Genomic DNA, 13,345 nt, shown 5'->3' on the forward strand with positions numbered 1-13,345 from the left:
GAAACGGTTACTTCGTCTGGCTGAGCGCCTGATCGAGCGCCGCGAGCTTGCTGTCGATGTCGGCCAGTTGCGATTTCTTCCTGGCGGCGTCGAGCGTGGTGTCCGATTCGAGCTGCACCTTCTGCTTGAACAGTTCGAGCTGACGGATCGGCAACAGTTGGGCGTCGGTCGACGCGCGGAAACCGCCGTAGTTGTAGATGTTCTTCAGGACTTCCTTCTCATGCGCGTCCTTGCCATACGACAGGAAGAAGTCGCGGATCTTCTTCTTCGTGGCGTCCGGCAGGTCCTTGCGCCAGAGCAGCGGGTCCGAAGGGATGAGCGGCGACTTCCAGATCACGTGCACCTGCCTGGCCTTCTCCGGCTGCGTGGCTTCGAGCTTGTTGAGCTCTTCGGTGTTGTTCGTGGCGACGTCGACCTGATTGTTGAGCACCGCCATCAGGTTCGCACCGTGGTTCGAGCTGCGCGCGCTCTTGAAGTACGTGCGCGGGTCGATGTTGTGCTTCGCGAACACGTAGTAGCCCGGTACCAGCGTGCCCGACGTCGAAGTCGGATCGCCCAGGCCGAAGTTGATTTTCTTGCCGTTCCGGATCACGTCGTCGAGTGTCTTGTACGGGCTCGACTTGTTCGAGATCAGCAGCGAGTAATAGCCCTCGGTGCCGTCGGCGTAGACGATCTTCGCGAAGACTTCGCCTTGCGAGCGGTCCACGGCTTCCATCGCGCCCTTGTTCCCCATCCACGCGAGCTGCACCTTGTTAAAGCGCATGCCTTCGATCACGCCGGCGTAGTCGGTGGCGAAGAACGGCGTCACCTTCAGGCCCGTCTGCTTCTCCATGTCGTCGATGAGCGGCTGCCAGCGCTGACGCAGCGCGGCGCTGGAGTCGGTCGAGATGATGCCGAAGTTGATTTCCTGCGCGTGCGCCGCCGCCACCGAAGCGAACATGGCCGCGCCGGCCAGCAGGGTTTTCCACAGTTTCATGAGAGCAGGCTCCTGGTCAGGTCAGGCTAAGGGACATCGAGGTTAGAAAGGGGGTTTGCGCGTCGACTGCATTCGTGCCCGCCGCGCCCTCCGAGGCTTCGTCGGGAGCGTCGTTGAGCAACTCGCTCGCCTGCACGCCGTACAGCCGGCGCAGCAGATCGGGCGTGAGCGCCGAGGACGGGCCGTCGTACACCACACGCCCCTGGTGCAACGCGACCGTGCGCACGCAGTAGCGCATGGCCACGTCGACCTGATGCAGCGAGACGACGACCGTCAGCTTGTGGTCGCGGTTCATGCGCGCGAGCATGTCCATGACCTTGCGCGCCGACTCCGGGTCGAGCGAGGCGATCGGCTCGTCGGCGAGAATGATCTTCGCGCCCTGCACCAGCGTGCGCGCCAGTGCCGCGCGCTGCTGCTGGCCGCCCGAGAGCGTGCTCGCGCGCTGGAACGCGAGATCGGCAATGCCCACCTCGCCAAGCGCGGCGATCGCCGCCTGGCGCTCGGCAGGCGTGAAGCGGAACATCAGGCTGCGCCACAGCGGCACGCGGGCGAGCACGCCCGTGAGCACGTTGGTGATTACGGGCAGACGGCCCACGAGATTGAATTGCTGGAAGACGAAGCCGATGTCGCGCCGGATCTGGCGCACCTCGCGCACGATGCGGCCGTCGCGCTGGATCGGACGACCGAGGATCTCGATGCTGCCCGGCTGCGGATCGGCCGCGACGAAGCCGGCGATGTGACGCATCAGCGTCGACTTGCCCGAGCCCGACGCCCCGATGAGCGCCACCATCTCGCCCGGCATGACCTTGAGCGCCACTTCGTCCAGCGCGCGGCGCCCGCTGCCGAATGTCTTGGTCAGTCGCTCGATTCGAATCGCTTCGTCCACGGTTCACCTGTTAGTCGAATCGCCGGTCGCCACCGACGCGCGCCGCTGTGTCCGCCCCGACGGAAGCGGCCGCGCGCGCATCGCCCGACTAGCTGTTTTGTGGCAATTTGTGCCAAAAGTGAACGCAGTCTAAAAAGTCTGGATGACAAGACAGTGACAACCGGCGAGCTTTTCCCCGCGAGTGAAAAAGCCTTATTCGGTCAACGATTTGGGAGGATTTTCCATGGCGCGGAGCGCCCTGCGCCTACGGCTCGCGGGCGTGGCCGAACGGGCGGGCAGCCGGGGGGGCCGCCCTCGCGCACACAATTTTGTCTACATCTTTTGGAGGTGCGGGGCGCGACGTTGCCCAACGCCCGAAGCTCGCAGCGCCGCACAGGACACCGGCGGCGCGAAGACATACGGATGTGTAGACAGACGGGTGCGCGCCTTTGTCGCGTGGCGACGTGTGGCGTGCTGTGGCGCGACGCCGCTAGGCGACAAGAAGCTCGGGCCCGCGGGCGCGCAACTGTGCGAGCATGGCCTTGTGCGGCGCCGCGTCGCTGATGAGGTAGCGCGCCGCTTCGAAGTGGCGGATGCGCACGGGCGTCACACGCCCGAACTTCGTGTGGTCGGCGACCACGGCCGACACGTTCGCGCACAGCAGCATGCGCGCCCGCAGTTCGGCGGCGGCACGGTTGAAGTCGGTGATGCCGCCGTCCTCGGTCACGCCGCCCACGCCGATGAACGCGAAGTCCGCGTGGTATTGGGCGATCTGGTTGATGGCGTCCCAGCCCTGCACGGCGTCTTCGTTGTCCTGCAGTTCGCCGCCGAGCAGCGTGACGCGATTGTCGTGGTGACGCCCCAGCAGGCGCGCGATCTGCCAGTCGTTGGTGTACACGCGCAGCCTGTGTTTCGAGAGCAGCGCCTGCGCGAGCGCACGCGTCGTGGTGCCATAGTCGATGATGACCGACGCACCGTCGGGCACGAGTTCCGCCGCGCGCACGCCGATGGCGCGCTTGCCCACGGCATTGACGTTCTCGCGCAGCGTCCAGTCCGGTTCGCTGCGATCGGCGGCGAGCGCGCCGCCGTGCGTCATGAGCAGCAGCCCGCGTGCGGCGAGCGTGTTCAGATCTCGACGCACCGTCTCTCGCGAGACGCCGAGCTCGCGCACCAGATCGCTGATGGCAAGCGCCCCGGTCTTGGCGAGTTGTTCGAGCACGTATTGTTGGCGTTGTTCGGCAAGCATGTTCGGACAGTGTCGGTTGAACTACGAATTCATTTTGTCGACGGCGGCACCGAGGTGGCGCCGCCCGCACCGTTGCACTTCGGCGCCTCGCGCATTATCCCTGCAATGCCACGCGCAGCCCCAGGCCGATGAAGATCGCTCCGGCCGCACGGTCGAGCCAGCGTCCCGCGCCGGGCCGGCGCTTGAGCCACGTGCCGAGCACACCGGCGAACCAGCCGTATGCGCTGAACACGACGATGGTCTGCGCCATGAACACGAGGCCGAGCAGCAGCATCTGCCAGCCTGGGTGCGACGCATCGGCGCTCACGAACTGTGGCAGGAACACCAGAAAGAACAGCGTGACCTTCGGATTGAGCATGTTGGCGAACACGCTCTGGCGGAACACCGCGCCAAGCGGCTGCGCCCGGGCCTCGCTTGCCAGCGCCATTGCGCCTCGCGCGCGCAATGCCTTGATGCCGATCCAGAGGAGATACGCCGCACCTGCGAGCTTGATCGCCTCGAACGCCCACGGTGACGAACGCAGCACCGCCGCAAGGCCGATCGCCGCGATGCTCGTGTGAAAGAGGCAGCCGAAGGTGAAGCCCGCCGCGGCGGCAAGACCCGCCCGGCGGCCCTGCGCAATGCCCCGCGCGATGACCTGCATGTTGTCGGGCCCGGGCGCGAGCGTAATTGCCACCGAGCTCAGCAGGAACAGCCAAAGGTTGGGCATCGGGACGTCCGGTTCATGGGTGAGGTTGCACGGGGTGCGTCAATGGCGAATGCCGCAAAGTCAGTGGCCCTCGAAGGAGCACAGCAGGAATAGCGGCAGGCCCGCCTCGCTGATGAGGCGCGAGCCGCCCAGCTCCGGCAGGTCGACGATGGCCGCCCCTTCGATTACCGTCGCGCCCAGGCGCTCGAGCAGTTTCTTGCCGGCGAGCATCGTGCCGCCAGTGGCGACCAGATCGTCGATGAGCAGCACGCGATCGCCCGGACCGCAGGCGTCGGCATGGATTTCGACCGTCGCGCTGCCGTACTCGAGTTCGTACTCCTCGGCGACCGTTTGGTAAGGCAGCTTGCCTTTCTTGCGAATGGGGATGAAGCCGATGTTCAGCTCATAGGCCAGGATCGAGCCGAGAATGAAGCCGCGGGCGTCCAGTCCGGCGACATAGTCCGGGCGCTGCGCCATGTAGCGATGCACGAACACGTCGATCAGCACCCGCAGGGTTCGCGGGTTCTTGAGCAATGGCGTGATGTCGCGAAACTGCACGCCCGGCGAAGGCCAGTCCGGCACGGTGCGAATCTGGCTCTTGATGTAGGCGGCAGGGGACTCGTCGATCTGCACGGGGATCCTTGTTTCGGTACTGAGAGGTAACACGCCACATTATGCCAAAAAGGCCCGGTGGCCCCGCCCCGCTGTCGGCGTGGCGGGCTCTCATGCGTGCGCGGGCGTCCGGACACGTGCCCCCGCGCACCGCCTTCCAACTCCTTACGCGCTGCTTACCTGCTGCTCGTCCGCTGCTTACCGGTTGCTTACCCGTTGCCCAGCAGGCGCTGCTCCGCGAGCACCAGCTTGTCGGGCAGGCCGCGCAGCACGACGATGTCCTCGGCCATGAGCCGCGTCTCGGCCACGGGCTCCACGCCCCGGATGCCGTGGCGCCGGATCGCCGTGACCGTCACGCCGAGCTTGTCGAGCCGCAATTCGCCGAGCGTGCGGCCGACCGCGTCGGCGTTCAGTGTGAGCGGCACCGACTGCAGCCGCACCTGTTCGCGCTCGCCGCCTTCGTCTTCGTCGTCGATGCCGTGGAAGTAACCGCGCAGCAGGCTGTAGCGCTCGTTGCGCGCCTGTGCGACGCGGCGCAACACCCGGCGCATCGGCACGCCCATGAGCACCAGCGCGTGGGAGGCGAGCATCAGGCTGCCCTCCACGATCTCGGGCACCACTTCGGTGGCGCCGGCGGCAATCAGGTCGTCGATGTGCGTGTCGTCGACGGTGCGCACGACCACCGGCAGGGTCGGCTCCAGCGCCTGCACCTGCGCCAGCACCTTGAGCGCCGCCGGCGTGCTGTCGTATGTCACCACGATACCCGCGGCGCGGTGGATGCCCGCGGCGACCAGCGCCTCGCGCCGGGCCGCGTCACCGAACACGACCGTCTCGCCGGAGCGCGCCGCCTCCATCACGCGGTCGGGATCGAGGTCGAGCGCCACATAGCCAATGCCCTCCTGCTCGAGCATGCGCGCGAGGTTCTGCCCGCATCGGCCATAGCCGCAGATGATGACATGGCCCGAGGTCTTGATGCTTTGCGTGGCGATGCGGGTCATCTGCAGCGACTGCATCATCCATTCGTTGGCGACGAAGCGCAGCGCGATGCGATCGGCGTTGATGATCAGGAAGGGCGCGCAGAGCATCGACAGTAGCATGCCCGCGAGCACCGCCTGCGACAGCGACGGGTCCAGCAGTTCGCGGTCGATCACCAGATTGAGCAGCACGAAGCCGAACTCGCCGGCCTGCGCAAGGCCCAGGCCGGTGCGGATCGCCGTGCCCGGCGGACTGCCGAACACGCGCGCGAGACCGGCGATGAGGGTGAACTTGACGAGCAGCGGGCCGACGAAGAAAAGCAGCACGAGCAGCGGCTGCTTCATCACGATCGCGGGATCGAGCAGCATGCCCGTGGTGATGAAGAACAGGCCGAGCAGCACGTCGCGAAACGGCTTGATGTCGTCTTCCACCTGGTGCCGGTACGGCGTCTCGGCGATCAGCATGCCCGCGATGAACGCGCCGAGCGCCATGGACAGACCGAGATGCTCGGTAATGTAGGCAAGCCCCAGCGTGAGCAGGAGCAGGTTGAGCATGAACAGCTCCTGCGAGCGCCGCGCCGCGACCACGTGAAACCATCGGCCGACGAGCTTCTGTCCGAGCCAGAGCAGCAGCGCCAGTGCGCCGGTGATCTTGAGCGCCGCGAGCGACAGCGCCAGGACCAGCGCCTTCGAGTTGCCGCCCAGCGCGGAGATCACGATGAGCAGCGGCACCACCGCGAGGTCCTGGAACAGCAGCACGCCCATGATGTTGCGGCCGTGCTCGGTCTCCAGCTCGAGCCGCTCGGCGAGCATCTTGGTGACGATCGCGGTGGAGGACATTGCCAGAGCGCCGCCCAGCGCCACCGATGCCTGCCACGAGAACGACCAGAACAGGTTGACGAGCGCGCCCAGGCCGAGCGCGATGAGCAGCGTGCCCAGCACCTGGGATACGCCCAGGCCGAGCACGATGCGTCGCATGCTCTTGAGCTTGGGCAGCGAGAATTCGATGCCGATCGAGAACATCAGGAAGACAACGCCGAATTCGGCGAGGTACTGCACGCGCTGCGAGTCGGCAGCCAGCCCGAGCGCGTGCGGGCCGATCACGATGCCGACGCTCAGATAGCCGAGCATGGGCGGCAGATGAAGCATGCGGAACAGCACCACCCCGAGACAGGCGGCAAACAGCAAGACGAGTGTGAGTTCGAGCGGCGATGCCATCAGCGAAGGTGGATTTCCAGAGAGAAGCGCGAAACTGTCATGACCGGATGTCATGCAAGTGCCGTGCCAGTTTGCGTCCGGGCGGCGGTCTCCATCGGGAAACCAGGCAATATCCGAACGTGCCGGGGCCCTGTCCGATGCGCGCGGGGCCAGGCCTGGCGCGGCTGCACCTCGGCGCCGCATCCGTTTTGATATACTCCGCGCATGATAGCGAAAATCAATCCAGGCCGGGCGCTCGAGGTTGCCCGGGAGGTGTTGCGCACGGAAGCCGACGCCATCGAACGCGTCTCCGCGCACCTCGACGATAGCTTCTTCGAAGCCGTCTCGCTGCTGCTCGCCTGCCGCGGACGCGTCGTCGTCACCGGGATGGGCAAGTCGGGCCACATCGGCCGCAAGCTGGCCGCCACGTTCGCCAGCACCGGCACGCCCGCATTCTTCGTTCATCCTGCCGAAGCCAGCCACGGCGACCTCGGCATGATCACGGCCGACGACGTCGTCGTGGCGCTCTCCAACTCCGGCGAGACCGGCGAAATCGTCAGCATTCTGCCGACGATCAAGCGCCTTGGCGCGAAGCTCATCGCCATGACGGGCAACGCCGCGTCGAGCCTGGGGCGGCTCTCGGACGTGCATCTGGATGCGCACGTCGACAAGGAAGCCTGCCCGCTGGGCCTCGCGCCGACTGCCAGCACCACGGCCGCCCTCGCGCTCGGCGACGCATTGGCCGTCACCCTGCTCGACGCACGCGGCTTCGGCGCCGAAGACTTCGCCCGCTCGCACCCAGGCGGCGCGCTCGGACGCCGCCTGCTCACTTTCGTGCGCGACGTGATGCGCACCGGCGATCGCGTCCCGCGCGTGCGCTCGGACGCGAGCCTGTCCGAGGCGCTGCTCGAGATGACCGCCAAGGGACTCGGCATGACGGCCATCGTCGATGGCGACGATCAGGTCGTGGGCATCTTCACCGACGGCGACCTGCGCCGCCTGTTCAAGCGCACGCTGGACTTCAGCACGCTCAGGCTGGCCGACGTGATGAAGGCCGGCCCGCGCACGATCGGCCCCGACCAGCTCGCGGCGCAAGCGGCCGAGTTGATGGAGCGCTTCGGCATCACGCAACTGCTCGTCACCGAGAACGGCCGCCTCGTCGGTGCGCTGAACGTCCACGACCTGTTCGCCGCGAAGGTCGTGTGAGTCCCCGCCCTCAAGCCCCTGGTTCTTGCCGATGAGTCAGCCCAGCCACACCCCGTTCACCCATTTCGACGTCGCCGACGCGAGCGCGCGCGCCGCGCGTGTGCGCGTGATGGTCTTCGACGTCGACGGCGTGCTCACCGACGGCGGCCTGCGTTACGGCCCGGCCGGCGAAGTCATCAAGACGTTCGACTCGCTTGACGGTCACGGCCTGAAGCTGCTCGCCGAGGCCGGCATCGTCACGGCGATCATCACGGGGCGCCAGTCCGATATCGTCGCCAGGCGCGCGGCCGATCTGCGCGTCGCACATGTATACCAGGGCGTGCACGACAAGCGCGAAGCGTTCGAGGACCTCTGCGCCAAGGTGTCGGCCGCCCCCGAGGCGTGCGGGCACATCGGCGACGACTGGCCCGATCTGCCCGTGCTCACGCGCGTGGGCTTCGCGGCCTGCCCGGCGAACGCCCACGTCGAAGTGAAGGCGCGCTGCCACTGGATCGGCGCCACGCGCGGCGGCGAAGGCGCCGTGCGCGAGCTGTGCGACTTCATCCTGCGCGCGCAGGGACGTTACGACGCCCTGCTTGCCGAAGCACTGGCCTGACGCCCCGAGGAAGCCGCCCCGCTCATGGCCATTCAACGCGTCTCGCCCGCCTCCCTGATCGCGATCGCCGTGCTCGCCTGCCTCGCGGCCGGCACGTACTGGCTCGTGCAACGCACGCTGCCGTCGAACGCCGATCGCACGCCGTATGTGAAGCAGCACATCCCCGATTACTACGCCGATGACATGGTGATCTCCATGCTCTCGGCGAGCGGCCAGACGCAGTACCGCGTCAACGCCGTGCACATGACGCACTTCGAGGACGACCAGACCACCGCCATGACGCTGCCGGCGGTGCGCGCCTTCACCCCCGACCAGCCGGAAGTGACGGCCACGGGCAAGCGCGGCACGCTCAATGCCGACATGTCGGTCGTCGACCTGTACGACAACGCTGTCGTGGTGCGTCAGCCGGGACCGCGCGACCCCGAAATGCGCGCGCTCTCCGAGCATTTCCAGGTGCTGGTGAACGAGGACATCGTGCGCACGGAGAAGCCTGTCCAGCTCTATCGCGGCGCCTCCGTCATGTACGGTGACGGCATGATTTTCAATAACATCACGCGGGCCGTACAATTGCTCGGCAACGTCCACGGCACCATCCAGCCGGCGGAACTGAGCAACAAACGTCCGGCACCGCCCGCCGCGCCGAGCGCGGCCCCCCAGACCAAACAGGGCCCCAAGACCCCATGATCGATCGCCGCAACCTGCGACCTGCATCCCGATCGCTGCGTGCGCTGCGCACGGTGGCCGCTGCCTTCGCAGCGCTCGCCGTCTTCGGCGCACTGGCCACGCTGAGCGCGCCGCTCGCGCACGCCGAGCGTGCCGACCGCGACAAGCCGCTCAACATCGAATCGGATCACATGAGCTATGACGACCTCAAGCAGGTCAACATCTTCACCGGCAACGTGACGATGACCAAGGGGACGATTCTCCTCAAGGCCGATCGCGTCGAAGTGACTCAGGATCCGGAGGGCTATCAGTACGCCACGGCGTTCTACAAGCCGGGCGGCCCGCTCGCGTACATGCGCCAGAAGCGCGACGGCGTGGACGAGTACATCGACGGGTGGGGCCAGACGATCTATTACAACGGCAAGACCGAAGTCGCCACGCTCACCACGCAGGCCACGCTCAAGCGGCTGGCCGGCGGCACGCGCGTGCTCGACGAGATTCACGGCAGCGTGATCACCTACGACACCTACAACGAGGTCTACACCGCCAACAGCGGCGCCGATCAGGTCAACGCCAACAATCCGAAGGGCCGCGTGCGCGCCACGCTCGCGCCGCGCAACGCCACCGGGGCCAACCAGGCGCAGCCGGGCGGGGCGAGCAAGCCCGCCGCGGCGCCCAAGGGCGACCTGCCGCCGCTGTCCCCCTCCAAAAGCATCGGGAATCCGCGTGAGTAATCCTGCCAGCAACGCCTCCAGCATCAATCCGGGCGCCGGCCCGTCGGGCAAGCCGAGCGCGCTCGTCGTGCGCTCGCTCAAGAAACAGTACGGCGCGCGTACCGTCGTCAAGGACGTCTCGCTCGACGTGAAGAGCGGCGAGGTCGTCGGCTTGCTCGGGCCGAACGGTGCGGGCAAGACCACCTCGTTCTACATGATCGTGGGGCTGGTGCCCGCCGACGACGGCGAAATCCAGCTCGACGGCAATCTCATCAGCGAACTGCCGATCCACGAGCGCGCCCGCATGGGCGTGTCGTACCTGCCGCAGGAAGCGTCGGTATTTCGCAAGCTCACGGTCGAGGACAACATCCGCGCCGTGCTCGAACTGCAGGTCGATGCCGCCGGCAAGCCGCTCAAGCGCGACGAGATCGAGCGCCGCATCGAGGCGCTGCTCGACGAACTGCAGGTGAGCCATCTGCGCGAGAACCCGGCAATGTCGCTCTCGGGCGGCGAGCGCCGTCGCGTGGAAATCGCGCGTGCGCTGGCCACGCAGCCCCGGTTCATCCTGCTCGACGAACCCTTCGCCGGCGTCGATCCGATTGCCGTGCTGGAAATCCAGCGCATTGTGCGCTTTCTGAAAGACCGTGGCATCGGTGTCCTGATTACCGACCACAACGTGCGCGAGACGCTTGGCATCTGCGATCACGCCTACATCATCAGCGAAGGCTCCGTGCTGGCTGCCGGCACCCCCGACCAGATCGTGGCCGACGAAAGCGTGCGGCGCGTCTATCTGGGCGAGAATTTCCGGATGTAAAGGAAATTTTTCGCATGTAAACCCTGCCCCCGATAGGGCGCCGGGCCGGTTCCGTTGGCGTGACAAAGCCTCTACAATGAAGGCGAGACACGCTATGAAACCGACTCTTCAACTTCGCACCTCGCAGCACCTGACCCTCACGCCGCAGTTGCAGCAATCGATTCGGTTGTTGCAACTGTCGACGCTCGAACTCCAGCAGGAAGTCGAGCACGCCCTTACCCAGAACCCGATGCTCGAGCGAGAAGACGACTGGCTCGCCGGCTCGGTGCGCGTGGGCACGGACGGGTCGCTGCGCAACGAACGGAGCACGTCGGCGAGCAGCAGCAACGACGGCCCCGACACCGCCAACGGCCACGACGACGCCCGCGAACTCGACGGCGAAACCCGCTTCGAGGACGGGGCGAGCGATAACGGCAGCGACTGGAGCCTGAACGATTTCGCCCGGACGGGCAGCGCTTCGGACGACGACGACAACGCTCGCCCCCAGCTGCACGTCGATCATCCCAACCTTCGCGAGCACCTGCTCGCCCAGTTGCGCGTGACCAAGGCCAGCCCGCGCGATCGCGCGCTGGTCGAATTCCTTATCGAATCGCTCGACGAAGACGGCTATCTCGGCACCACGCTCGACGAAATTCAGGCGGAAATGCCCGAAGAGCTGGCGCTCGAGACCGAGGAGATCAACGCCGCCCTCGCGCTGCTGCAGAGCTTCGATCCGGCGGGCGTGGGCGCCCGCAATCCGGCCGAATGCCTGCGTCTGCAACTGCAGCGGCTGCCCGCGAGCGGCGTTCGCACGCTTTCGCTGCGCATCGTCTGCGATCACCTGGAATTGCTCGCGGCACGCGATTACACGCGGCTGCGCCGCCTGCTCGGCGTGAGCGAAGACGCACTGCGCGCCGCGCACCAGCTGATCCGCTCGCTCGACCCGTTCCCGGGCGCCGCCTACGGCTCGCCGCCCGCCGATTACGTCGTGCCGGACGTACTGGTGCGCAGGCAGGGCAGCGGCTGGAGCGCCGAGCTCAACCCGGAAGTCATGCCGCGCCTGCGCATCAACGAGATGTACGCGCGCATCCTGCGCAACAACCGCAACGACCCGGGCACCGGCAATCTCCAGCAGCAGCTCCAGGAGGCGCGCTGGCTGATCAAGAACATCCAGCAGCGGTTCGACACGATCCTGCGTGTGGCGCAGGCCATTGTCGAGCGTCAAAAGAACTTCTTCACGCATGGCGAAATCGGCATGCGGCCCTTGGTTTTACGTGAGATTGCTGATACGCTGGGTTTACATGAATCCACGATTTCACGCGTGACTACGAGTAAGTACATGCTCACTCCATTTGGAACCTTCGAGCTCAAGTACTTCTTCGGGTCGCATGTGGCCACCGAAGCCGGAGGGGCTGCGTCGTCGACAGCCATCCGCGCCCTCATCAAGCAACTGATAGGAGCAGAAGACCCCCAAAGCCCCCTTTCCGACAGTCGTATCGCGGAGCTGCTGGCAGAGCAAGGATTCGTGGTTGCGCGGCGCACCGTCGCGAAGTACCGCGAGGCCATGCGAATCCCCGCAGTGAACTTGCGCAAATCTTTGTAGGACAGTCCTGGTGCGCCATGTTGGCTCGCTGGGGCATCACGCCGCAGTGCGACATTGCGTCACGTCAATGGCTCGCACTCCCGCTAGCCAGCGCCGCTCATGACGCGGCCTGCACTTCGGCATTTCAGCAAGGAGAGCAGCTATGAATCTGAAGATCAGTGGACACCATCTCGAGCTCACGCCGTCCCTGCGCGAATTCGTCGTCAACAAGCTTGAACGCGTGTTGCGGCACTTCGACCAGCTCATCGGCGCCGAGGTGATCCTCTCTGTCGATAAGACCAAGGAGAAGGCCGGACGCCAGATCGCCAGCGTCACCGTGTATCTCAAGGGCAAGGAAATTTTCGTCGAAAAGTGTGACGAAAATATGTATGCCGCCATCGACAAGCTGATCGACATGCTCGACCGCAAGGTAATGCAGTACAAGGACAAGGTGCAGAATCATGGTCGCGAAGCCCTCAAGCATCAACAGCCGCCCGAGGCGGAACCGCTCCAATAATTCCTTTCCGGCGAGGTAGTCGCATCGACTGTCACTGACGCAAGCCCGCACGGAACCACACGAGCGAATCTACGTCTGTCATAAGTCTGGCATCACCCACCGCGGGGCCGTTGAACGGCCCCTTTTGTATGGGGCGACGCGTCTCGGCTGACGCGCCTACGGGTGGTCTATAATGCGAGGTCAATCGGGGGTTGGAGGGCGACTACGCGTTCGCCCGCATTACAAGATGAACCGTTTAGTCAAACTCTTACCTGCGTCCAATATCCTGCTTGGACTGTCCGTCACCAGCAAGAAGCGTGTCTTCGAGCAAGCCGGGCTCCTGTTCGAGAACAACGCCGGACTGTCGCGCGCGCTCGTCACCGACGACCTGTTCGCGCGCGAGCGCCTGGGTTCGACCGGGCTCGGCGAAGGCGTGGCGATCCCGCATGGCCGCATTAAGGGACTCAAGCATCCGATGGCGGCTTTCGTGCGTCTGGACGACCCGATTCCGTTCGAGGCGCCCGACGGCCAGCCCGTCTCCCTGCTGTTTTTCCTGCTCGTGCCGGAACAGGCCACGCAGCAGCATCTCGAGATTCTGTCCGAAATCGCGCAGTTGCTCTCCGATCGCTTGATGCGCGAGACATTGAGCAACGCGCCCAGCGCCGACGACGTTCACACGGCCCTGGCGAACTGGCAGCCCTGAGCCGCCGCCAACTTCGAGTCCCGTAGCTCCCATACT

14 protein-coding genes are annotated in these 13,345 nt (G+C 65.8%); 8 read left to right on the plus strand and 6 right to left on the minus strand.

Annotated features, from left to right (window positions below; genetic code table 11):
* Positions 1-7 precede the first annotated feature (7 nt).
* From phnD to CDN36_RS05575, 6 genes are all read right to left on the minus strand, one after another.
* Complete coding sequence (gene phnD / locus CDN36_RS05550) at positions 8-976, minus strand: phosphonate ABC transporter substrate-binding protein (RefSeq protein WP_150553838.1); 969 nt, start codon at positions 974-976, stop codon at positions 8-10.
* Between the two features lie 16 nt (positions 977-992).
* Positions 993-1,862, minus strand: coding sequence for a phosphonate ABC transporter ATP-binding protein (gene phnC / locus CDN36_RS05555; protein WP_287496206.1), 870 nt, complete (start codon positions 1,860-1,862; stop codon positions 993-995).
* A 469-nt stretch (positions 1,863-2,331) separates the two neighbouring features.
* Positions 2,332-3,087 carry a DeoR/GlpR family DNA-binding transcription regulator gene (locus CDN36_RS05560; RefSeq protein WP_150553840.1) on the minus strand — a complete coding sequence of 252 codons (756 nt, stop codon included), beginning with the start codon at positions 3,085-3,087 and terminating at the stop codon, positions 2,332-2,334.
* A 94-nt stretch (positions 3,088-3,181) separates the two neighbouring features.
* Entirely contained in the window at positions 3,182-3,796 is a 615-nt protein-coding gene (locus CDN36_RS05565; protein WP_150553841.1) for a LysE family translocator, read from the minus strand.
* A gap of 60 nt (positions 3,797-3,856) precedes the next feature.
* A complete protein-coding gene (locus tag CDN36_RS05570; RefSeq protein ID WP_150553842.1) occupies positions 3,857-4,408 on the minus strand; it encodes an adenine phosphoribosyltransferase in 552 nt (183 codons plus the stop codon).
* 188 nt (positions 4,409-4,596) lie between these two features.
* Positions 4,597-6,579 (minus strand): monovalent cation:proton antiporter family protein, encoded by a 1,983-nt coding sequence (locus tag CDN36_RS05575; protein ID WP_150553843.1) that lies wholly within the window; start codon positions 6,577-6,579, stop codon positions 4,597-4,599.
* Between the two features lie 204 nt (positions 6,580-6,783).
* On the opposite strand from CDN36_RS05575, the gene CDN36_RS05580 reads away from it, so the two are divergent.
* From CDN36_RS05580 to ptsN, 8 genes are all read left to right on the plus strand, one after another.
* Positions 6,784-7,764 (plus strand): KpsF/GutQ family sugar-phosphate isomerase, encoded by a 981-nt coding sequence (locus CDN36_RS05580; protein ID WP_150553844.1) that lies wholly within the window; start codon positions 6,784-6,786, stop codon positions 7,762-7,764.
* 31 nt (positions 7,765-7,795) lie between these two features.
* Positions 7,796-8,359, plus strand: a complete 564-nt coding sequence (locus tag CDN36_RS05585) for a KdsC family phosphatase (RefSeq protein ID WP_150553845.1) — start codon at positions 7,796-7,798, stop codon at positions 8,357-8,359.
* Positions 8,360-8,383: 24 nt separating this feature from the next.
* On the plus strand, positions 8,384-9,043 hold the full coding sequence (gene lptC / locus CDN36_RS05590; RefSeq protein WP_150553846.1) for an LPS export ABC transporter periplasmic protein LptC: 660 nt from the start codon (positions 8,384-8,386) through the stop codon (positions 9,041-9,043).
* Positions 9,040-9,756, plus strand: a complete 717-nt coding sequence (gene lptA / locus CDN36_RS05595; protein ID WP_150553847.1) for a lipopolysaccharide transport periplasmic protein LptA — start codon at positions 9,040-9,042, stop codon at positions 9,754-9,756. Before lptC ends, lptA begins: the two co-directional genes overlap by 4 nt.
* A 22-nt stretch (positions 9,757-9,778) precedes the next feature.
* Positions 9,779-10,549, plus strand: a complete 771-nt coding sequence (lptB, locus tag CDN36_RS05600; RefSeq protein ID WP_150554154.1) for an LPS export ABC transporter ATP-binding protein — start codon at positions 9,779-9,781, stop codon at positions 10,547-10,549.
* Positions 10,550-10,643: 94 nt separating this feature from the next.
* Positions 10,644-12,131, plus strand: coding sequence for an RNA polymerase factor sigma-54 (locus CDN36_RS05605; RefSeq protein WP_150553848.1), 1,488 nt, complete (start codon positions 10,644-10,646; stop codon positions 12,129-12,131).
* 142 nt (positions 12,132-12,273) lie between these two features.
* Positions 12,274-12,627, plus strand: a complete 354-nt coding sequence (gene hpf / locus CDN36_RS05610) for a ribosome hibernation-promoting factor, HPF/YfiA family (protein ID WP_150553849.1) — start codon at positions 12,274-12,276, stop codon at positions 12,625-12,627.
* 226 nt (positions 12,628-12,853) lie between these two features.
* Complete coding sequence (ptsN, locus tag CDN36_RS05615; protein ID WP_287496207.1) at positions 12,854-13,309, plus strand: PTS IIA-like nitrogen regulatory protein PtsN; 456 nt, start codon at positions 12,854-12,856, stop codon at positions 13,307-13,309.
* Positions 13,310-13,345: the final 36 nt, after the last annotated feature.

This window comes from Pandoraea sp. CB10b_02, from assembly GCF_002216225.1.
Classification (GTDB): domain Bacteria; phylum Pseudomonadota; class Gammaproteobacteria; order Burkholderiales; family Burkholderiaceae; genus Pandoraea; species Pandoraea nosoerga.

Coding starts and splice junctions, on each gene's coding strand:
- phnD (WP_150553838.1), bottom strand. CDS start 976: ATGAAACTGTGGAAAACCCTGCTGGCCGGCGCGGCCATGTTCGCTTCG.
- CDN36_RS05560 (WP_150553840.1), bottom strand. CDS start 3,087: ATGCTTGCCGAACAACGCCAACAATACGTGCTCGAACAACTCGCCAAG.
- CDN36_RS05565 (WP_150553841.1), bottom strand. CDS start 3,796: ATGCCCAACCTTTGGCTGTTCCTGCTGAGCTCGGTGGCAATTACGCTC.
- CDN36_RS05575 (WP_150553843.1), bottom strand. CDS start 6,579: ATGGCATCGCCGCTCGAACTCACACTCGTCTTGCTGTTTGCCGCCTGT.
- CDN36_RS05580 (WP_150553844.1), top strand. CDS start 6,784: ATGATAGCGAAAATCAATCCAGGCCGGGCGCTCGAGGTTGCCCGGGAG.
- CDN36_RS05585 (WP_150553845.1), top strand. CDS start 7,796: ATGAGTCAGCCCAGCCACACCCCGTTCACCCATTTCGACGTCGCCGAC.
- lptC (WP_150553846.1), top strand. CDS start 8,384: ATGGCCATTCAACGCGTCTCGCCCGCCTCCCTGATCGCGATCGCCGTG.
- lptA (WP_150553847.1), top strand. CDS start 9,040: ATGATCGATCGCCGCAACCTGCGACCTGCATCCCGATCGCTGCGTGCG.
- CDN36_RS05605 (WP_150553848.1), top strand. CDS start 10,644: ATGAAACCGACTCTTCAACTTCGCACCTCGCAGCACCTGACCCTCACG.
- hpf (WP_150553849.1), top strand. CDS start 12,274: ATGAATCTGAAGATCAGTGGACACCATCTCGAGCTCACGCCGTCCCTG.
- ptsN (WP_287496207.1), top strand. CDS start 12,854: ATGAACCGTTTAGTCAAACTCTTACCTGCGTCCAATATCCTGCTTGGA.